This window comes from Burkholderia sp. A2 (assembly GCF_001729305.1).
Lineage (GTDB): Bacteria > Pseudomonadota > Gammaproteobacteria > Burkholderiales > Burkholderiaceae > Burkholderia > Burkholderia sola.
In genome coordinates, this window is the sequence record NZ_LZXX01000116.1 from 63285 (window position 1) to 81923 (window position 18639).

17 protein-coding genes and 1 riboswitch are annotated in these 18639 nt (G+C 69.5%); of the genes, 9 read left to right on the forward strand and 8 right to left on the reverse strand.

Annotation, left to right across the window (positions count from 1 at the left end):
• The first annotated feature begins 49 nt into the window (after positions 1-49).
• Entirely contained in the window at positions 50-793 is a 744-nt protein-coding gene (locus A9Z05_RS26505) for an IclR family transcriptional regulator (RefSeq protein WP_069620715.1), read from the forward strand.
• A gap of 102 nt (positions 794-895) precedes the next feature.
• Here A9Z05_RS26505 and A9Z05_RS26510 read toward each other — a convergent pair whose 3' ends face one another.
• From A9Z05_RS26510 to cobG, 5 genes are all read right to left on the reverse strand, one after another.
• Positions 896-2251, reverse strand: a complete 1356-nt coding sequence (locus A9Z05_RS26510) for a chitinase (protein ID WP_069620716.1) — start codon at positions 2249-2251, stop codon at positions 896-898.
• A gap of 342 nt (positions 2252-2593) precedes the next feature.
• A complete protein-coding gene (cobJ, locus tag A9Z05_RS26515; RefSeq protein ID WP_069620717.1) occupies positions 2594-4309 on the reverse strand; it encodes a precorrin-3B C(17)-methyltransferase in 1716 nt (571 codons plus the stop codon).
• Positions 4306-5040, reverse strand: coding sequence for a precorrin-2 C(20)-methyltransferase (locus A9Z05_RS26520; protein ID WP_069620718.1), 735 nt, complete (start codon positions 5038-5040; stop codon positions 4306-4308). The genes cobJ and A9Z05_RS26520 overlap by 4 nt, the downstream gene beginning before the upstream one ends.
• Complete coding sequence (locus A9Z05_RS26525) at positions 5037-5663, reverse strand: precorrin-8X methylmutase (RefSeq protein WP_069620719.1); 627 nt, start codon at positions 5661-5663, stop codon at positions 5037-5039. Before A9Z05_RS26525 ends, A9Z05_RS26520 begins: the two co-directional genes overlap by 4 nt.
• Positions 5656-7017, reverse strand: a complete 1362-nt coding sequence (gene cobG / locus A9Z05_RS26530; RefSeq protein WP_305143986.1) for a precorrin-3B synthase — start codon at positions 7015-7017, stop codon at positions 5656-5658. Before cobG ends, A9Z05_RS26525 begins: the two co-directional genes overlap by 8 nt.
• Before the next feature lie 106 nt (positions 7018-7123).
• Positions 7124-7315, reverse strand: a riboswitch (cobalamin riboswitch).
• Positions 7316-7517: 202 nt separating this feature from the next.
• Between cobG and A9Z05_RS26535 the strand changes: the two genes are divergently transcribed.
• The 4 genes from A9Z05_RS26535 to cobM are packed head-to-tail and all read left to right on the forward strand — an operon-like array spanning position 7518 to position 11377.
• The gene (locus A9Z05_RS26535) at positions 7518-8789 is read left to right on the forward strand and encodes a bifunctional cobalt-precorrin-7 (C(5))-methyltransferase/cobalt-precorrin-6B (C(15))-methyltransferase (protein ID WP_069620721.1); all 1272 of its coding nucleotides are present in this window, start codon (positions 7518-7520) and stop codon (positions 8787-8789) included.
• Positions 8789-9877 (forward strand): cobalt-precorrin-5B (C(1))-methyltransferase, encoded by a 1089-nt coding sequence (locus A9Z05_RS26540; protein WP_069620722.1) that lies wholly within the window; start codon positions 8789-8791, stop codon positions 9875-9877. Before A9Z05_RS26535 ends, A9Z05_RS26540 begins: the two co-directional genes overlap by 1 nt.
• A complete protein-coding gene (locus A9Z05_RS26545) occupies positions 9874-10605 on the forward strand; it encodes a cobalt-precorrin-6A reductase (RefSeq protein ID WP_069620723.1) in 732 nt (243 codons plus the stop codon). The genes A9Z05_RS26540 and A9Z05_RS26545 overlap by 4 nt, the downstream gene beginning before the upstream one ends.
• 43 nt (positions 10606-10648) lie before the next feature.
• On the forward strand, positions 10649-11377 hold the full coding sequence (cobM, locus tag A9Z05_RS26550; protein WP_069620724.1) for a precorrin-4 C(11)-methyltransferase: 729 nt from the start codon (positions 10649-10651) through the stop codon (positions 11375-11377).
• Between the two features lie 36 nt (positions 11378-11413).
• On the opposite strand, the gene A9Z05_RS26555 is transcribed toward cobM, so the two are convergent.
• Positions 11414-12592, reverse strand: a complete 1179-nt coding sequence (locus tag A9Z05_RS26555) for an MFS transporter (protein ID WP_069620725.1) — start codon at positions 12590-12592, stop codon at positions 11414-11416.
• A 130-nt stretch (positions 12593-12722) separates the two neighbouring features.
• Between A9Z05_RS26555 and A9Z05_RS26560 the strand changes: the two genes are divergently transcribed.
• Positions 12723-13244 (forward strand): MarR family winged helix-turn-helix transcriptional regulator, encoded by a 522-nt coding sequence (locus A9Z05_RS26560; protein ID WP_069620726.1) that lies wholly within the window; start codon positions 12723-12725, stop codon positions 13242-13244.
• Between the two features lie 164 nt (positions 13245-13408).
• Here the strand turns inward: A9Z05_RS26560 and A9Z05_RS26565 are convergent, their stop codons facing one another.
• Positions 13409-14011 (reverse strand): TetR/AcrR family transcriptional regulator, encoded by a 603-nt coding sequence (locus tag A9Z05_RS26565; RefSeq protein WP_069620727.1) that lies wholly within the window; start codon positions 14009-14011, stop codon positions 13409-13411.
• Between the two features lie 77 nt (positions 14012-14088).
• Here A9Z05_RS26565 and A9Z05_RS26570 point away from each other — a divergent pair, with 77 nt between their 5' ends.
• Positions 14089-14889, forward strand: a complete 801-nt coding sequence (locus A9Z05_RS26570) for an SDR family NAD(P)-dependent oxidoreductase (protein WP_069620728.1) — start codon at positions 14089-14091, stop codon at positions 14887-14889.
• Positions 14890-15141: 252 nt separating this feature from the next.
• On the opposite strand, the gene A9Z05_RS26575 is transcribed toward A9Z05_RS26570, so the two are convergent.
• Entirely contained in the window at positions 15142-15846 is a 705-nt protein-coding gene (locus A9Z05_RS26575) for a glutathione S-transferase N-terminal domain-containing protein (protein ID WP_069620755.1), read from the reverse strand.
• Positions 15847-16299: 453 nt separating this feature from the next.
• Between A9Z05_RS26575 and A9Z05_RS26580 the strand changes: the two genes are divergently transcribed.
• Together A9Z05_RS26580 and A9Z05_RS26585 are read left to right on the forward strand one after the other, a co-directional pair.
• On the forward strand, positions 16300-17463 hold the full coding sequence (locus A9Z05_RS26580; protein ID WP_069620729.1) for an ABC transporter substrate-binding protein: 1164 nt from the start codon (positions 16300-16302) through the stop codon (positions 17461-17463).
• Positions 17464-17512: 49 nt separating this feature from the next.
• Positions 17513-18592, forward strand: coding sequence for an ABC transporter ATP-binding protein (locus A9Z05_RS26585; RefSeq protein ID WP_069620730.1), 1080 nt, complete (start codon positions 17513-17515; stop codon positions 18590-18592).
• The last annotated feature ends 47 nt before the right edge of the window (positions 18593-18639 follow it).

The following is an 18639-nucleotide window of genomic DNA, read 5'->3' on the forward strand; positions in this document are numbered from 1 at the left end:
CGGCGGCCCGCCCGGCGCGCGGTTTCCCGTTCCGAATCAAGCGCTCGCCATGGACGTCAAACTCGTTGCCCGCACGCTCGACCTGTTCGAGCTGTTCGCCGCCGAACGGCGGCCGCTGCCGCTCACCGAACTCGCGCGCCTGCTCAACGTGCCGGCGTCGAGCTGCCTCGCGATGGCGCGCACGCTCGTGAGCCGCGGCTATCTGTACGAAGTGCGCAGGCGCGGCGGCTACTATCCGACGCGGCGCCTGCAGACGGTCGCCGCCGCGATCGACGCGACCGATCCGGTCGTCGACATCGTGCATCCGCATCTCGTCGCGCTACGCGACGCGAGCCGCGAAACGGCCGTCCTCGGCAAGATCCAGGGCGCGTCGGTCACGTATCTCGACGTCGTCGAATCCGAGCAGGCGATTCGCTATACGCGCCAGCCGGGCGAGCTGCGGCCGCTGCATGCGAACTCGATCGGCAAGGCGATCTTCGCGGAACTCGCGAGCGACGCGCAGCAGGCGCTCGGCGCGCAACTGCCGTTCGAACGCTTTACCGATGCGACGGTGGCCGACCTTCCGGCGCTCGTCGCGCAGACCGCGCGGTTTCGCGAACTCGGCTGGGCGGAGAACTTCGGCGAGAGCGCACCCGAGCTGTCGGCGATCGCGGTCGCGCTGACGCTCGACGGCGACTGGTACGGGCTGTCGGTCGTCGGGCCGACCGAGCGGATCCGCCAGCATCGCGACACGCATGCGGCGCTGCTCGTCGACGCGAAAGCGCGGCTGCAGGCCGAGCACGCGCGCGGGTAGGGCAGCGGCGCGCGTCGGCGCCGGCGGCGGGCCGTCGGCGGGGTGCGATCCCGCCACGCCGGCCACGGCCCGCCGCGCGTCACGCGCGAGCGTGTCGCCCCGTCACGACTTCACCCACACGCCGCCCGCGCTCGGGTTGTCGCCCTGCGTCCACCATTTCGCGCAATACTTCGCGCCCTGATACGTCACGCACGTGCCGCCCTGATAGGCGGTCGTCGCCGACCACGCGGGCGTGCCGCCGCTGACCGGCTTCCACACGGCCGCCTGGCCGGGCACGTCGCCCTGCGTCCACCACTGCGCCTGATACGTGGTGCCCTGGTAGGTGACCGTCGCGCCGGCCGTATAGACCTGGCCGGCCGCCCACGGTGCGCCCGGCTGCGGCGTGCCGCCGTCCGAGCCGCCGCCGTAGTTCGGGTCCTGCGTGACGCCCGCGCCCCACTTGCCGTCGAGCTTCTTGAAGATCGTCGCGAACGCGTACGGCTGCTGCGCGACGCCCGAGCAGGTCGGCGACGCATACGTGCCGCCGGACGGGCACGCCTGATCGCGGCCGACCGACCAGTTGCCGAAGAAGCCGTAGCCGTTCGCGATGGCCGCGTTGAGCACGGTCTGCGCATTCGCGAGCGTGAAGGTTTCGCCCTGCACGTCGTTGACGCCGATCATCGGCGTGACGCCGACCATCTGCCACAGCTGCGCGTTGGTCTTCGGCTGGCCTGCCGACTTGAACGCCGTGTCGAGCTGAGAATAGAGCGCCTGCGCGGCGCTGATCGCGGCGGCGCCCATGTCGATGTTCGCGGGGCCGTAATCCATCGCCATCACGTTGACCGCGTCGAACGCGGTCTTGTTCGCAATGGCTGCGTTGACGACGTTCACACCGTCCTGCGTGAGCCCGGTCGGCATCGTCGGCAGCGTCAGCGTCACGTGCAGCGGCTTGCCCTTCGCCGCGTAGTCGGCCTGCAGTTGCGCGACTGCCTGGAAGTTGCGCGCGATCGCCGCCGTGTCCTGCTGCGACGCGCCCTCGATGTCGAAGTCGATATGCGTGAGGCCGTACGTGTCGATCACCGTCTGGTACGCGGTCTTCAGCGCCGGAACCGTCGAGCAGGCCTGCATCAGCGGCGTGCCGTTCGCCCCGCCGAACGACACGGCGACCTCGCCGCCTTTCGCACGGTAGCTCGCGATCGACGTGGACAGCGCGGTCAGCAGCCCGCCGCTCGCGCCGTTGCCGATTGGCTGGACGCCGCCCCATGACGGCACGCAGCCGTTGCCCGCGACCACGAACGCGAGCGTGAACTGCTGGATGCCCTGGCGCACGCCGATCTGATCGACCAACGGTGTCGGATAAAGCGTCACGTCGACATAGGGCGCATAGACGCCGGCCCCTTGCGACACGCTCGCCATCGCGAGCAGACAACCCGCGGCAAACGCACGCGGAATGAAACGCGGCAACACATTGTTGTTCATTCTGTGTTCTCCAAGTGGAAGAGGGATACGCTGGCCTGCGTATCGTCGCCGGCAGGCAACGCACGTGTCCCGCCGGCGGCGTGCCTATCTTGGAGGATTCGCATCGAATAGGAAACTTAGTTGTTCTTCTTTTTGTTATTCGATTCCCGATACGTAACGAACTTGCCGGTTCGGTCGAAGATCGAAACGCGCGGAGGGCACTTTTTCCGATCGATCGCGCGACGCCGCGCGGATGGACCGGTTCCAGCGAACCGGCATGCCGATCAACGGCTCGCTCGCGCATGCGCATTCGTGCGAACGCCGCCGGATGCGACATGCGCAACCCGGCGGGCGCCACTGCGCTCAGCGATACCAGCGCGGCGTATAGACCCATTCGCGCGCGTTGCCGATCGCGAAGCGACGCGTCGTCGACGAACCGATGATCACCATCGTGCGCATGTCGACCTGGTCGCCGCGCAGCGCGCCGAGGGTCGTCGTCGAAAGCGTCGCGCCGGGCCGGCCGATGTCGCGGCCGAGCACGACCACCGTATCGGTCGCCCGATGCGCGCGCACGATATCGAGCGCACGGTCGAGCTGCCACGGCCGCGCGCGCGAAATCGGGTTGTAGAACGCCATCACGAGATCGGCTTGCGCGGCATGCCGCAGGCGCGTCTCGATCACGTCCCACGGCTTCAGGTTGTCCGACAGCGAGATCGCGCAGAAATCGTGGCCGAGCGGTGCGCCGGCCTGTGCCGCCGTCGCGAGCGACGCCGAGATGCCGGGCTCCACGCGCAGGTCGACCGCGGCCCACCGCGGGTCGCGCGCGTCGTCGAGCGCCTCCAGTACGGCTGCGGCCATCGCGAATACGCCGGGGTCGCCCGACGACACGACCGCGACGCGACGGCCCTCGGTCGCCAGTTCGAACGCATGGCGCGCGCGCTGCATTTCTTCGCGGTTGTCGGTGCCGTGCACGCGCTGGTCCGCCCGAAACGGGCCGGCCATGTTCACGTAGGTCGTATAGCCGAGGATGTCGGTCGCGTCCGCGAGCGCCGCGCGCGCGGCCGGCGTGAGCCAGGCGGCGCCGCCCGGGCCGAGGCCGAGCACCGTCAGGCGGCCGCGTGCGCGCCCGAGCGTGGCTGGATCGACCGGATGCGATGCGATCGCGCACGCGAGGCCGTGCGATTCTTCACGCAGCGTGTGGGCGACGCGTAATGCGCGGCCGACCAGCGTGGTGGCGTCGGCGGGCGCGTGGCGATCACTGTCGCTATCGACGAAACGCAGCGGCACGTCGAGCGTGCTCGCTGCTTCTTCCAGCGCGGGTTCGCCGATCGCCGATGCGGGCGCGACAAGGGCCGCGAGCGCCAGCCGCGCGAGCCCCTGTGCGTCGAGCATGGCTTCGATGCGTGCGGCAAGCGCTTCGAAGCCATGCATCGCATCCGCGGCAACGCCGACCACCACGCTACGCGGATGAATCACGAGCTCGTCGTGCGCGCCGCGCCACGCATCGGGCGTCACGCGAATCGCGTGTGCGGCCGCGTCATCACGCGGCAGCGCGACGTCGTCGAGCCACGGCGCAGCGCCGTCGATGCGCGTCGACGCGCCCGCGAGCAGGTCGGACACGAAGCGCTTGCCCTGCGCGAGATCGGCGAGCGCATAGCCTTCCGGCGGATTGAGCACGCACGCGCCGAAGCGCAGTTCGCCGCTCGTCGTGATCGCGGGCGCGACGCCGACGCATGCGGCGATTTCGCGCGCGATCACGTTGACGCCCGTCAGCCCGCCGAGCAGCGGCACGACGGCCGAGCCGTCCTCCGCGACCGCGAGCACCGGCGGTTCGATGCCCTTGTCGGCAAGCGCGGGCGCGAGGCAGCGGATCACGATGCCGGCCGCGCACAGCGCGACGATCGGCGAGCCGCGCGCATAGAGTTCGCGCAGGTGCGCGCCGAGTTCGTCGAACGGCACGTCGGCATCGACGCGCGATGCGAGACCGTGCACGAGGGCGCCTGGATAACGCGCCTGGATACGTCGCGCGGTATCGAGCGCGCCCGCGCCGAGTATCACGATCGCGGGCGGCGTCGTCATCCTTGCCATTTTTCCCCCGGCACGACGAGCAGCGAGAAATACGGTGACGCCATCGGATCGACTTCGTCGAGCGGCACGATGCGCTGGTTCGCCATCGTCGCGCGCTCGACGTACAGCGCACGCTTCGCGAGCCCGAGTTCGTCGAGCACGCGCCGCACCTTGTCGAAATTGCGGCCGAGCTTCATCACGACGGCCGCGTCGGCCCGCGCGAGGCGTTCGCGCAGTTCGTGCTCGGGCAGCACGCCCGACAGCACCGACAGGCTCTGGTTGCGATAGACGAGCGGCTGGCCGAGCACGGCCGTGCCGCCGAGCATCGCGCATACGCCGGGAATCACCTCGGCGTCGTAACGCGGCGCGAGCCGGTCGTGCAGGTACATGTACGAGCCGTAGAAGAACGGGTCGCCTTCGCAGATCACCGCGACGTCGCGGCCTGCATCGAGGTGCGCGGCGACGATCTCGGCCGCGGTGTCGTAGAAATCGGCGATCACCGTCTCGTAGCACAGCGGCGGCGGCAGCGCCTCGGTCGTCACCGGGTAGACCAGCGGCAGTTGCGTCTGAGCGTCGAGCAGGTGCGCCTCGACGATGCCGTACGCGTTGCCTTTCTTGCCCTTCGCGACGAAATACGCGACCACGGGCGCCGCCTGCAGCACGCGTAGCGCCTTGATCGTCATCAGTTCGGGATCGCCGGGGCCGACCCCGACGCCGAACAGCCGTCCGCGCGCGCTCGTCATTCGACCTCCGTCGCAAGCGCATTCACCGCGGCGGCGGCCATCGCGCTGCCGCCGCGCCGGCCGAGCAGCGTGACGTACGGCACGCCGCGGCTGTCGGCGTCGAGCGCCGCCTTCGATTCGGCCGCGCCGATGAAGCCGACCGGGAAACCGACGATCAGCGCGGGGCGCGGCGCGCCGGCGTCGATCATGTCGAGCAGGTGGAACAGCGCGGTCGGCGCGTTGCCGATCACGACGACGCTGCCCGCGAGATGCGGACGCCACAGTTCGAGCGCGGCGGCCGAACGCGTGTTGCCGAGGCGTTGCGCGAGGTCCGGCACCGCCGGCTCGCCGAGCGTGCAGATCACGCGGTTGGCCGCGGGCAGCCGCGCGCGCGTGATGCCTTCGGCGACCATCCTCGCGTCGCACAGGATCGGCGCGCCGGCCGCGAGCGCGGTACGGCCGGCCGTGCCGGCGCCGGCGGAGAAGCGCAGGTCGTACACGACGTCGACCATCCCGCTCGCGTGGATCACGCGTACCGCGAGTTTCTCGAGATCGGGCGGCACCTGCGACAGGTCGGCCTCGGCGCGGATCGTCGCGAACGACTGGCGGTAGATTTCCTGCCCGTCGCGAATGTAGTCAAGCATCGGTGGTGTCCTGGCTGTGCCGCGCGTCCATGAGTCGGACCGCGGCCTGGTCAATCGTCAGACGGCGCGCGAGCGGGGCGCCGAGGCCCGCGGCCGCGTCGCGCCGATAAAGGTCGTAGTGTGCGGGCGCCACCGCGACGAGCGTATGCGCGGCAGCGTGCGGCAGCGCGCAGTGGCGTTCGCAACCGGTCAGATGCACGTCGAGCGGATGGCCGGCGCGCGCGGCGAGCACGCGCGCGTCGTGCTTCGTGTCGGCGCGCGCTTTCGCGCAGCCCGCGCTGCCGGTGCAGGCGACGAGCGTCGCCAGCGGGTCGGACGCTGCGCACACGAGCCCGAGCGATGCGAGGGCTTCGCGCGCCGCAGCCGCGCGTTCGTTCGGCACGCCGTGCATGAACACGCCTTGCCACGGCGTCATCGACAGCGTGCCGTCGCCGTCGGCTTCGGCCAGCGCGGCGAGCCGCTCCAGTTGCGCCGCGTCGAGCCGCCCGAGCGCGAATTGCGCACCGACGCTGCAGCGCGCCGCGTCGCGCGACGGGTATGCGCCGAAACGCAACGCGGCGTCCGCGCGCGGGCGCCGCCAGCCGGCAAGCGTCGGATCGGCCGCGAGCGGGAACGGCAGATCCTGTTGCGCGCGCTCGAGCAGCGCGCGTTCGCCGCACGTCGCCAGCAACGCGCGCATCCGCGTGACGTCGGCCGGCGCGAGATCGAGGAACGCAAGCAGCAGCGCGCGAACCAGTGCGACGCCCTGATCGACCGACACGTCGACCGACGCGGGCCGGTCGCCGTGCGCAACCGGCGGACAGCCGGCCAGCCCCGCCGCGAGACGTACCGCGCCGTCGCCACGGCGCCACGCGGCGAGCCAGATGTCGTGCGGATGATCGAGCGCCGCGACCGCTTCGCCGCCGTCGAACTGGATCGAGAATTTCGGCGACAGTTCGCCGCGGCGCGGCTCGTTCGCCAGCATGTCGAGCAGCGGCACGGCGAGCGCGTGGCTATCGACGAGCGCGGCCGGGTCGTGCCCGGCGAGCGGGCTCAGCATCACGTTGCGGATGTCGTCGCTGGCCGCGAGCGCGGCCGCATCGACGGCGGTGTTGTCGGCGCCGGTGCGCGGGCCGAGCCCTGCGTCGAGCAGCGCGTGCGCGAGCGCATCGGCCGCGCCGTCGCGAACGCCGCGCAACTGGAGATTCGCGCGATTGGTCGCATCGATCTCGCCGGAGCCGTACAGGCGCGCGGCGGCGGCGATCGCACGCGCCTGGCGCGCGTCGAGCCGGCCGCCCGGCAGCTTGATCCGGCACAGCCCGCCGTCGGCGGCCGCGACCACGCGCACGAGCCCCGGGCAAGCCGACGGGCGCACGACGGGCGACGCAGGAATCGAATCGGGGGCGGAACTCAACGGGATACCGGAACAGTGTGGCGCCGCGGCCAACGCATCGGTACACCCCGCCCGACGCCGACTGGCACGCACGCACTTTCTGGCCGGCAGGTCTCCTGGCTGACAGGTCGGCGCCGCCTCCCGGCCTTCCCGGTGAAACCAGTGGCATGAGGGGGAGATCGGCTCGCTGTCTACAGTTGCGGGGGCAGCCACAGCGGCGCGCGGTGCGCCCTGTGTTCCCTCTTCGGCCCCGAAGGGCACCGGCGAACGAACGGCCGTAGGATACCCGATTTCGGCCGCGATTCGCGACCGGCCCGGCGTTCGCGGCGGGCAAAGCGGGCAACGGTCGGGCGCGGGCGGGCCGGCAGATGAAACGCCGGGTGGAACACGGTACCATGCCGTTTTTTGCAATACGGACGGCTGCATCGGCGCTTTCACGGCCGCGCGGCGACACGATGGAATCGAACGATGGGGAAGGGTGCATGACGGCGTGGCTGACGGTAGTGGGCATCGGCGACGACGGTTACGCGGGGCTCGGACGTCACGCGCGGCGCGCGCTGCACGATGCGACCCATGTGGTCGGCGCGAAACGGCATCTCGACATGCTGCCGGCGCATCTGCGCGCCGCGCGCGAAGCATGGCCGTCGCCGTTCGACCTGTCGGGGCTGCTCGCGCGCCGCGGCGCGCCCGTGTGCGTGCTCGCGAGCGGCGACCCGATGCTGTTCGGCGTCGGCGCGACGCTCGCCCGCGCGCTTTCCCCCGACGAATGGCGCGTCCTGCCCGCGCCGTCGTCGCTGTCGCTCGCGGCCGCACGCCTCGGCTGGGCGCTGCAGGACGTCGGCGCGGTCTCGCTCGTCGGGCGTCCGCTCGCGACGCTCGGCCGCCACCTGCTGCCGGGCCGGCGGCTGTTCGTGCTGAGCGCCGACGGCCGCACGCCGGCCGCGGTCGCGGCCGAACTCGCCGCCCGCGGCTTCGGGCCGACGCGCGTCAGCGTATTCGAACATCTGGGCGGCCCGCTCGAGCGGCGCATCGACGGCCTCGCGCAGGACTGGAACATCGACGAAACCGCCGCGCTCAATCTCGTCGCGCTCGACTGCCGGGCGAGCCCCGACGCGCCGCGCCGCGCGCTCACGCCCGGCCTGCCCGACGACGCGTACCGCCACGACGGCCAGCTCACCAAGCGCGACCTGCGCGCGATGACGCTCGGGCGCCTCGCGCCCGCGGCCGGCGAACTGCTGTGGGACGTCGGCGCCGGCAGCGGCTCGATCGGCATCGAATGGATGCGCGCGCATCCATCCTGCCAGGCGATCGCGATCGAAGCGCATGCGGAACGGCAGCGCTTCATCGAACACAACCGCGATACGCTCGGCGTGCCGGGCCTGCAACTCGTCGCGGGCCGTGCGCCCGATGCGCTCGCGGGGCTCGCCGCGCCCGACGCGATCTTCATCGGCGGCGGCGCGACGGCGCCCGGCGTGCTCGACACGTGCTGGGCGTCGCTGAAACCCGGTGGGCGGCTGGTCGCGAACGCGGTCACGCTGCAAGGCGAAATGGCGCTCGCCGCGTGGCGCGATGCGCACGGCGGCACGCTCACGCGCGTGTCGCTCGCGCACGCCGAGCCGCTCGGCCGCTTCGACACGTGGCGACAGCCGCTGCCCGTCACGCTGTACGACGTGCGCAAGCCCGACACGACAGCCGCTGCCGACGCGGCCGGTTCGTCGACTATGTCAAACCCGTCGAACCCAACGGACGCGTGATGCGCGACGAAACCCCCGAACAGCCCGCGCCGCTGCGCTTCGGCTATACGACCGGCAGCTGCGCGACCGCGACGTCGCTCGCGGCGGCACGGCTGCTGCTCGCGGGTCACGCGGACGACGCGGTCGAGATCGTGCTGCCGAAGGGGCAGCGCGTGATGATGCGGCTCGAATTCTGCCGCGCCACGGCCGACGGCGCCGAAGCCGGCACGATCAAGGATGCCGGCGACGATCCCGACGTCACGCACGGCGCGCTGATCTTCGCGCGCGTCGCGCTCGCGGCGGCGCCGGGCGTGCGTTTTCATGCCGGGCCGGGCGTCGGCACGGTCACGCGCGCGGGGCTCACGCTGGCGGTCGGCGAACCGGCGATCAACCCGGTGCCGCGCCAGATGATGACCACGCACCTGGAAGCGCTTGCCGCCGAACACGGCTATACGGGTGGTTTCGACGTGACGATCGGCGTCGAAGGCGGCGAGGCGCTCGCGCTGAAGACGATGAACCCGCGCCTGGGCATCGTCGGCGGGCTGTCGATCCTCGGCACGACCGGCATCGTGCGGCCGTTCTCGTGTTCGGCCTATATCGCGTCGATTCATCAGGGTATCGACGTCGCGCGGGCGAACGGCATCGCGCACATCGCCGCCTGCACGGGCAATGCGAGCGAGGATGCGATGCGCGCGCATTACTATCTACCTGACATGGCGCTGATCGAGATGGGCGATTTCGCGGGCGCGGTGCTCAAGCACCTGCGGCGCGCGCCGATCGCGCGCCTGTCGATGTGCGGCGGCTTCGGCAAGCTGAGCAAGCTCGCGGCCGGCCATCTGGACCTGCACAGCCGCCATTCGAGCATCGATCTGCCGCTGCTCGCGCAGTGGGCGGCGGAAGCCGGCGCGAGCGAGGCGCTGCAGGACGCGATGCGCGCCGCGAACACGAGCCAGGAAGCGTTGAAACTCGCGCAGGCCGATGGCGTGCCGCTCGGCGATCTCGTCTGCGCGCATGCGCTGCGAGTGGCGCGCGACATCGTGCCGCCGTCGGTCGCGGTGGAGATGTTCGCGATCGACCGACAGGGCCGCTTCGTCGGGGAGGCGCGATGAGCCCGCGCATCCTGCTGCTCGGCGGCACCGGCGATGCGCTGAAAATCGCGCGCGCGCTCGGCCCGCATCACGTCTATAGTCTGGCCGGCCTCGGCAAGACGCCCGACGATTTGCGGTGCGACGTGCGCGTTGGCGGTTTCGGCGGCGCAGCCGGGCTGACCGCGTATCTTCGCGACGCCGGCATCGGCCTCGTGATCGACGCCACCCATCCGTATGCCGCGCAAATCAGCGCGAACGCCGCGGCGGCGACGCGCGACGCAGGCGTGCCGCTGTGGGCACTGCGCCGCGCGCCGTGGACGCCGCAACCGGGCGACGACTGGCGGATGGTCGACGACTGGGCCGGCATCGAGGCCGCGCTCGCGCCGTTCAGGCGTCCGCTGTTCACGCTCGGCCGCGAACCGCTCGCGCACCTCGACGCGATCCCGCCGCACCAGTACTGGCTCGTGCGCTGCCTCGATGCGCACCCCGGCAACGCCCGCGCACAGGTCATCGCCGCGCGCGGGCCGTTCACGCCTGACGGCGAGCGCGCGCTGTTCGCGCTGGCCGGCATCGACGTCGTCGTCAGCAAGAACAGCGGCGGCGCGGCCACCGAGGCCAAGCTCGACGTCGCGCGCGAACGCAGGCTGCCCGTCGTGATGCTGCGCCGGCCGCCGCTGCCCGATGCCGACCGCGCGTTCGACTCGGTCAACGCGCTCATCGACGCACTCGATCCGGCCGCGCGCGCGTGACGCGACGCAGCGGGCCATCCCACGAATTGACGGAGAATTTTCGATGACGGTGTACTTCATCGGCGCGGGCCCCGGCGACCCGGAGCTGATCACGGTGAAAGGCCAGCGCCTCGTGCGCACGTGCCCGGTGATCCTGTATGCGGGCTCGCTCGTGCCGGCCGCCGTGCTCGACGGTCATTGCGCGGAGCAGGTCGTCAACACGGCCGAGCTCGACCTCGATGCGATCGTCGCGCTGCTTGCCGCCGCGCACGCGAAAGGGCAGGACGTCGCGCGCGTGCATTCGGGCGACCCGTCGCTGTACGGCGCGATCGGCGAGCAGATCCGCCGCCTGAAAGCGCTCGGGATTCCGTACGAAATCGTGCCGGGCGTGACGGCCACGGCCGCGTGCGCGGCGACGCTCGGCGTCGAGCTGACGCTGCCCGGCGTCGCGCAGACGGTGATCCTCACGCGCTTCGCGGGCAAGACGACGATGCCGGAAGGCGAAGCGCTCGGCGCGCTCGCAGCGCATCGCGCGACGCTCGCGATCCATCTCGGCGTGCGTCATCTCGCGCGCATCGTCGACGAAGTGCTGCCGCATTACGGCGCCGCTTGCCCGGTGGCCGTGATCTATCGCGCGAGCTGGCCCGACGAGGAACGCGTGACGGGCACGCTGGGCGACATCGTCGGCAAGGTGCAGGGCACGCAGATCGAGCGCACCGCGCTGATCCTGATCGGGCGCGTGCTCGACGCCGAAGGGTTCGCGGATTCGACGCTGTACGCGAGCGCGGGCTGACGCACGCGCGCCAGCGCCGCTGGCCCGCGGCGTCGCTCAGGCCCGCGCGACGTGCCGCGCCAGCTTCGGTGGAAACCCGGCCGCGAGCACGAACAGCACCGCGCACAGGCACGCCATCGCGATCCACGCGGGCGTCAGGTCCGCGAGATGCTCGCGCACCAGGCCGGCCGCGAATGGGAACACGCCCGCCACCAGGTAGCCGACACCCTGCACGAACCCCGTCAGCGACGCGGCATCGGCCGGCGTGGCCGCATGGTCGACCGTGACGATCAGCGACAGCGGAAACAGCGCGCCGATCCCCGCGCCGAGCAGCAGCGCGGCAGGCAACGCGAGCGCGTCGGGCGCGGCCAGCATCACCAGCAAGCCGACGAACAGCGACGCGATCGCCGCATGCAGCGCGGGCCGGCGATCGGGCAGGCGATCGATGGTCGCGGAAATCGTCAGCCCCGCGACGACTTCCGCGAGCGTCACGCCGCCGAGCAGGCTGCCGGCCGCGGTCGGCGACCAGCCGAGCCGCATGTAGTACGGCGGCAGCCACGCGAGCACGAGCGTGTAAGCGCCGGTCGCGATGCCGAAGAACAGCGCGAGCCGCCATGCGCGCGGCGAGCGCAACGGCCGTGCATTCGATACCGACGCCGGCCCGCCGGCAAGCGCGTCGCCGCCACGGCTCGCCAGCGGCCAGGCCAGCGCGGCGAGCGCCGCCGGCAGCGCCCAGCCCGCGAGCGCGGCGAGCCAGCCCCAGCGCGCGGCGGCGAACGGCGCGACGACGCTCGCGAGCACCGCGCCACCCATGATCGACGTCGAATAGACGCCCATCGCGCCGCCGATGCGCGTCGCGAAATGCGCCTTCACGAAGCCGGGCAACAGCGCCTGCACCATCGCGATCCCGACACCCGCGCAGCACGCGCTCGCGAGCAGCAGCCATGCGTGCTGCGCACCGACGCGCGATGCGCAAGCCAGCCCGATCAACGCGACGCCGAGCCACACGCCGCCCGCGATCCCGGTCATGCGCTGCAGGCGCCGCGCGCTCAGCGCGCCGAGCCCCATCAGCAGGATCGGAATCGTCGTCAGCAGGCTGGCCGCGCCGTCGCCGATACCCGTTGCGCGCTGGATCATGTCGAGCAGCGGGCCGATCGCCGCGAGCGCCGGCCGCAGGTTCAGCCCGACGAGCACGATCGCGGCGAGCCGCCATCCGGGGGAAGTGAAGCGATTCATCGCAAGGCCCTCGATATCGGTGCGCGGCTGCCAGCAAGGCGCCGCGCGTTTTTCAGGTAAAGTATCTCGACATCAAGATAAATGCAGATTTGTCTCGACGTCAAGATAACTGGTAGACCGAGGAGGGTTAATGGATCGAGCCGAGCATGCGCTCGCGCAATGGCGCGCCGAGCGTCCGGATCTCGACGCAACGTCGATGGTGGTGATGGGGCGGTTGCAGGAAGCCGCGCTCGTGATCGCGCGCGACCGTCTCAATCCGCTATTCGCGCGCTACGGCATGCAGCCGGGCGAATTCGACGTGCTCGCGACGCTGCGGCGCAGCGGCGCGCCGTTCGCGCTGACGCCGACCGCGCTGTACGACGCGCTGATGATGTCGTCGGGCGGAATGACCGCGCGCATCGACCGGCTGCAGAAGGCCGGCTGGGTCGAGCGCCGGCCGAATCCGGCCGACGGGCGCGGCACGCTGGTCGCGCTGACGGATGCCGGGCGAGCGCTGATCGACGAAGCGGTTGTTGCGCATATCGATAACCAGCGTGCGGTGCTGGCTGTGTTGTCGGCGGCGGAACAGGCGCAGTTGTCGCACTTGCTGGGAAAACTGTTGGCGGGGCTGGACGCTGGGGCGCCTGAAGAGGAGGGGGAGACGCCGCGTTGAAGACTGCGTGATGGAAACGTACGCGGCGGGCAAAAAAGCTCTTCGGAATTTTCGTGGACGTCGCTTGCCGACCCGTTGCGGTCAGTCCGGCTTTTGCGCGCGGACGGCTCAACCAACGCCATACCCGCCATTAGGCAATATTTGCAATGCCCTTTCGCAACACTTCAGCCCGCCAAGTCCTTGATCGGAGTTTCGATAATCAGCAACTCAAAGAGCGCCTGTAGTTGTCGCTCCAGCTGATCCGGTTTTGCTTGCGCCAATGCGGCCATCTCGACGACCTGCCGCATGACCTGGAAGCCGGCAATGACCGCGAGAAACATCGCGGCCCGCTGCGAGGTTGCTTCGCCGGGCAGCAGCTCGCTTAACGGTCGGGCGAAGTGCGTTTCGAACTTGCTGCGCAGAATGGCGGTAGCCTGCCTGTTGTTGGCCGACCGCAGCATGATCAGAAACCCGTCCATCGAGGTGATGTCCGGTGCTGTCTTCGCCACGAGCGCGGCAGCGACATCGCGGCATAGTGTCGATACGTCAGGCGCGTTGGTCATCACTTCCCGAGTGAGGATGCCCGGCGCCGACAGTACCACGTCGACTACCTCCTCGAACAACTGTTCCTTGGACCCGAAATAACGATTCACGAGCATCGCGGTGACGCCCGCCTTCTCAGCGATCTCGCGCACGCCGACATCGTAGCCCGACTGCGTAAATGCCTGTCGCGCGGCTGCGAGGATCGCCTCGCGCGTAGCCGCGCCTTTCTTGCCCAGCGTTTTCATTAATCAAACACCCGTAGATTTTTTGAACATAAAAGTATACGATTGTATAAGTTTACGGTGATCAAGGGAAAACACTCATGGATTTGAATCTGAGGGGAAAGCGTGCGCTGGTGACGGGATCGACGGCCGGACTCGGTGAGGCGATTGCCAAGATGCTCGCGGCGGAAGGTGCAACGGTGGTCGTTCATGGCCGCAGCGGTGATCGCGCAGCGGCGGTCGCGGCAGCGATCACAGCGGCGGGCGGCCATGCCGAAGTCGCACTGGGCGACCTTGCAAGCGATGCGGGCGCCAATGCCGTGGTTGCCCAGGCGACCGAAGGGGGAGCCATCGACATCCTGGTCAATAACGCCGGCTATTATCACCATCTGACCTGGAACACGGCCCTACCCGACAAGTGGATGGAGAGCTATGAGGTCAACGTACTGTCCGCCGTGCGCATGATCCAGCGGCTGGTGCCAGCGATGCGCGAGCGTGGGTGGGGCCGCGTAATTCAGATCGGCGGTGGGCTCGCCGGTCAGCCGGTCCCCATGCAGCCTGACTACAACGCGTCGCTTGCCGCCAGGCACAACCTCGCTGTATCGCTGGCCCGCGACCTCAAGGACTCCGGCGTGACCTCGAATATCGTGGCGCCGGGCGCGATTCTCGTGCCTGCCGTCCGGGAACTGCTCGAGCACATTGCTCCGCAGCACGGATGGGGCCAAACGTGGGAGGAGATCGAGCGTGGCTTCGTTCGCGACATGGTGCCCAACGACGTCGGCCGTCTTGGTCGTCCCGAAGAGATCGCGGCCGCGGTTGCTTATCTCGCAAGCCACTATGCCGATTACGTGAGCGGCGCCACGATCCGCGTAGATGGTGGCACGATCCGCTCTGCGTTCTGATCGGGCACACGCGGAGCGTGCGAACATGGCGGGCAATCCGAGGATTCGTGCGAGGCAAAGGGCCGCTCACGGGCGGAAATTCGTCGTTTGAATTTCCGAAGCAGCAACGACGTGTATGACGGCGATTGGCCGAGCACCGACAGTCTTCCAGCGGTCCCCGACAATTCGCGATGAGCAGAAAATGCCCACCGCGCATTGCGGTGGGCTGGCTCGAGCGTGGCTCGGGCGGCATGCCCGCTGCCGCCCCGTCACTCAGCCCCGTGCCGGAATATTGAGCCCTCGCTCGACAGCCGGCCGCGCAACAAACGCGTCGAGCACCCGCTTGACGTGCCGGAATTCACCGAATCCGACCAGATCACCCGCCTCGTAGAAGCCGACCAGGTTGCGCACCCACGGGAAGATCGCGATGTCGGCGATCGTGTAGGTATCGCCCATCATCCACTGGCGGTTCGCGAGATGCGCGTCGAGCACGCCGAGCAGGCGCTTCGATTCGGCGACGTAGCGGTCGCGCGGACGCTTGTCCTCGTAATCGCGGCCGGCGAACTTGTGGAAGAAGCCGACCTGGCCGAACATCGGCCCGATGCCGCCCATCTGGAACATCACCCACTGGATCGTCTCGTAGCGGCCCGCGAGATCTTTCGGGATCAGCTGGCCCGTCTTGTCCGCGAGATAGATCAGGATCGCGCCCGATTCGAACAGCGGCAGCGGCTGGCCGTCGGGGCCGTTCGGATCGATGATCGCCGGGATCTTGTTGTTCGGGTTCAGCGACAGGAATTCGGGCGACAACTGGTCGTTCGTGTCGAAGCGCACGAGGTGCGGCTCGTACGGCAGGCCGGTTTCCTCGAGCATGATCGACACCTTGACGCCGTTCGGCGTCGGCAGCGAGTAGAGCTGGAGACGGTCGGGATGCTGGGCCGGCCACTTTTGCGTGATCGGGAAGGCGGACAGATCGGGCATGAAGGTTCGCTCGTCGAAGTGAATGATCCGCGCTGCGCCCGTGCCGCCGCGCTCGTGCACGGTTCGCGGCGGCAGGGCGGAGCGCGCCGAAAGCGCCCACTGTAGCCGATCCGGGGAATCGATGCAGGGGTCGGTCGTCCGGCGCGATAGCCGTGCCCGGCGTCGCTCACGATGCCGCAAGACACGGCAAGCACCACGGCTCCGCCGGCCGCCGGACAGCATACGGTCCGACGCGTTCCGTCTTCCACCGAGATACGACGTCCTACACGACGTGTCAGGCGATGGCGCAACCGCCGGCAAAATCGACCCCAATGCAATTCATCAACCAACGGAAGCTTTTTGTCAGGGAAAGTCCCGCCCCGCATCCCGTGGTTTTTTGTTGACCGACATCGTATAACGCCGTCATGATTTCCTGACAAGAAAGGTCCCTTCCATCGACCGAAGTGAGGAGACATGAACACCACCCCGATCGCTCGCCGCGTCCGCCGGATCGCACTCGCCCTGGGCTTCGCGCTGTCGGCCGCCGCCGTTGCCGCCCCCGTGTCGCTGAACATCGTCGACGTCGCAGGCAACCTGCAGTTGACGCAGAAGGCCATCGAGGCGTTCAAGGAGAAGAATCCGGGGCTCGTCGCGAGCGTCACGTTCACGAACGCACCCGCGCCGCAGTTGCCGGGCAAGATCAAGGCGATGCAGGCGGCGGGGCGCTCCGATATCGATCTGGTGCTGACGGGCACCGACGCACTGGCCGCCGGCATCGAACAGAACCTGTGGCAGAAGCTCCTGCCCGACAACGCGGCCGCGCTTCCCGGCGTGCTGGACAAGTACGCGCCCGGCCCGCGCAAGATGCAGGATCTCGCGCAGGGCTTCGGCCTCGAAGTGACCTACATGCCGGCCGGCCCGCTGCTCGAATACAACCCGGCGAAGGTCAGCGACCCGCCGAAGACGCCCGACCAGTTGCTCGCGTGGTGCAAGGCGCATCCGAACAAGCTGATCTATGCGCGCCCGGCGAACTCCGGCCCCGGCCGCACATTCCTGATGGGGCTGCCGTACGTGCTCGGCGACAAGAATCCGCAGGACCCGATCAACGGCTGGGACAAGACCTGGGCGTTCCTGAAACAGTTGAACGACTGCGTGCCGTATTACCCGGGCGGCACGTCGGCGGTGATGAAGGAGCTCGGCGAAGGCACGCGCGACATGACCGTGACCGTCACCGGCTGGGATCTCAACCCGCGCGCGCTCGGGATCGTGCCGGCCGAATTCAGGGTCCAGGCGTTCGACAACATGACGTGGGTGAACGACGCGCACTACATGGTGATCCCGAAGGGCGTGCCGAAGGAAAAGCTAGACGTGCTGTTCAAGCTGATGAATTTCCTGCTCGAGCCCGCGCAGCAGGCGATGACCTACGACGACGGCTACTTCTATCCGGGCCCGGCGGTGAAGGGCGTGACGCTCGAGATGGCGCCCGCGCACAGCCAGGAAGTGATCAGGAAATTCGGCCGCCCCGAATACGCGAAGCTGCTCGCCGATCGCCCGCACGTGCAGCCGCTCAACGCGCAGGCGATGGTCGCCGCGTTCCAGAAATGGGATCGCGAGATCGGTTCGCAGAAGTCGAAATGACGGCTGAACCGGCGGGCGTCGCGGCGCCCGCGTCGATGGAGTTCGTGGAATGAAGCACAGTTTCGAACGGTTGCGGCTCGACGGCGTGTGCCGCAGTTTCACCAATGCGGAAGGCGCGCAGGTCGCCGCGCTGAACGGCCTCGACCTCGAGATCGGGCGCGGCGAATTCATCGCGCTGCTGGGCCCGTCGGGTTGCGGCAAATCGACCGCGCTGAACTGCATCGCCGGGCTGCAGCCGCTCACGCGGGGGGGTATCTGGCTCGACGACACGCGCATCGACGTGCTGCCGCCCGAGCGTCGCGGCTTCGGGATGGTGTTCCAGAACTACGCGCTGTTTCCGCACATGTCGGTGCTCGACAACGTCGGCTTCGGCCTCAAGATGCGCGGCGTGGCGAAGCAGGAAACGCGGCGGCGCGCACAGCAGGCGCTCGAACTCGTGCAGCTGGTCGGTCACGAAGGCAAGCTGCCCGGGCAATTGTCGGGCGGGCAGCAGCAGCGTGTCGCGATCGCGCGCGCGATCGTGATCGAGCCGCCGCTCGTGCTGATGGACGAGCCGCTGTCGAACCTCGACACCAAACTGCGCATCGAGATGCGTGCGGAGATCCGCCGCATCCACACGCAACTCGAACGCGCGACGATCTACGTGACGCACGACCAGGACGAGGCGCTGTCGATGGCCGACCGCATCGTCGTGATGAAGGAGGGCGTCGTGCAGCAGGTCGCGTCGCCGAAGGACGTCTACACGCGCCCGCACAATCTGCACGTCGCGCGTTTCATGGGCTATCGCAACGTGCTGCCGTTCACGCTCGAAGGGATGGCCGGCGACGGCGTTCGAGTGACAGCCGGTGGCGTGCGCCTCGTCGGTGTGCCGATGGCCGGCTTCGACGCGAAGGAAGTCGTGATCGCGCTGCGCCCCGACGACATCGAGCGCGCGGAAGCGGGTGCCGACAATGCGTTCGACGCGACCGTCGAGACGGTCGAGTACGGCGGCCGCGACTCGCTGATCCGCGCGATCACGCCGTTCGGCGCGATCTGGGCGCGCGTGGCCGGCGAGTTCGCGCAAGGCGAGGCGCTGCGGCTGCGCGTGCCGCCGGCGCGCACGCTCGTCTATGCGGGAGACGCGCAATGAACGGGCTGCACCAATCGGCATGCGCGGGGGTACCTCGTCCGGAGGCC

Bases quoted from the DNA above. Each gene is read 5' to 3' on its own strand.
- cobM (WP_069620724.1), top strand. From the start codon at position 10,649: ATGACGGTGTACTTCATCGGCGCGGGCCCCGGCGACCCGGAGCTGATC.
- A9Z05_RS26510 (WP_069620716.1), bottom strand. From the start codon at position 2,251: ATGAACAACAATGTGTTGCCGCGTTTCATTCCGCGTGCGTTTGCCGCG.
- A9Z05_RS26575 (WP_069620755.1), bottom strand. From the start codon at position 15,846: ATGCCCGATCTGTCCGCCTTCCCGATCACGCAAAAGTGGCCGGCCCAG.
- A9Z05_RS26565 (WP_069620727.1), bottom strand. From the start codon at position 14,011: ATGAAAACGCTGGGCAAGAAAGGCGCGGCTACGCGCGAGGCGATCCTC.
- A9Z05_RS26560 (WP_069620726.1), top strand. From the start codon at position 12,723: ATGGATCGAGCCGAGCATGCGCTCGCGCAATGGCGCGCCGAGCGTCCG.
- A9Z05_RS26520 (WP_069620718.1), bottom strand. From the start codon at position 5,040: ATGACGAGCGCGCGCGGACGGCTGTTCGGCGTCGGGGTCGGCCCCGGC.
- cobJ (WP_069620717.1), bottom strand. From the start codon at position 4,309: ATGACGACGCCGCCCGCGATCGTGATACTCGGCGCGGGCGCGCTCGAT.
- A9Z05_RS26570 (WP_069620728.1), top strand. From the start codon at position 14,089: ATGGATTTGAATCTGAGGGGAAAGCGTGCGCTGGTGACGGGATCGACG.
- A9Z05_RS26535 (WP_069620721.1), top strand. From the start codon at position 7,518: ATGACGGCGTGGCTGACGGTAGTGGGCATCGGCGACGACGGTTACGCG.
- A9Z05_RS26545 (WP_069620723.1), top strand. From the start codon at position 9,874: ATGAGCCCGCGCATCCTGCTGCTCGGCGGCACCGGCGATGCGCTGAAA.
- A9Z05_RS26540 (WP_069620722.1), top strand. From the start codon at position 8,789: ATGCGCGACGAAACCCCCGAACAGCCCGCGCCGCTGCGCTTCGGCTAT.
- A9Z05_RS26525 (WP_069620719.1), bottom strand. From the start codon at position 5,663: ATGCTTGACTACATTCGCGACGGGCAGGAAATCTACCGCCAGTCGTTC.
- A9Z05_RS26555 (WP_069620725.1), bottom strand. From the start codon at position 12,592: ATGAATCGCTTCACTTCCCCCGGATGGCGGCTCGCCGCGATCGTGCTC.
- A9Z05_RS26505 (WP_069620715.1), top strand. From the start codon at position 50: ATGGACGTCAAACTCGTTGCCCGCACGCTCGACCTGTTCGAGCTGTTC.
- A9Z05_RS26580 (WP_069620729.1), top strand. From the start codon at position 16,300: ATGAACACCACCCCGATCGCTCGCCGCGTCCGCCGGATCGCACTCGCC.
- A9Z05_RS26585 (WP_069620730.1), top strand. From the start codon at position 17,513: ATGAAGCACAGTTTCGAACGGTTGCGGCTCGACGGCGTGTGCCGCAGT.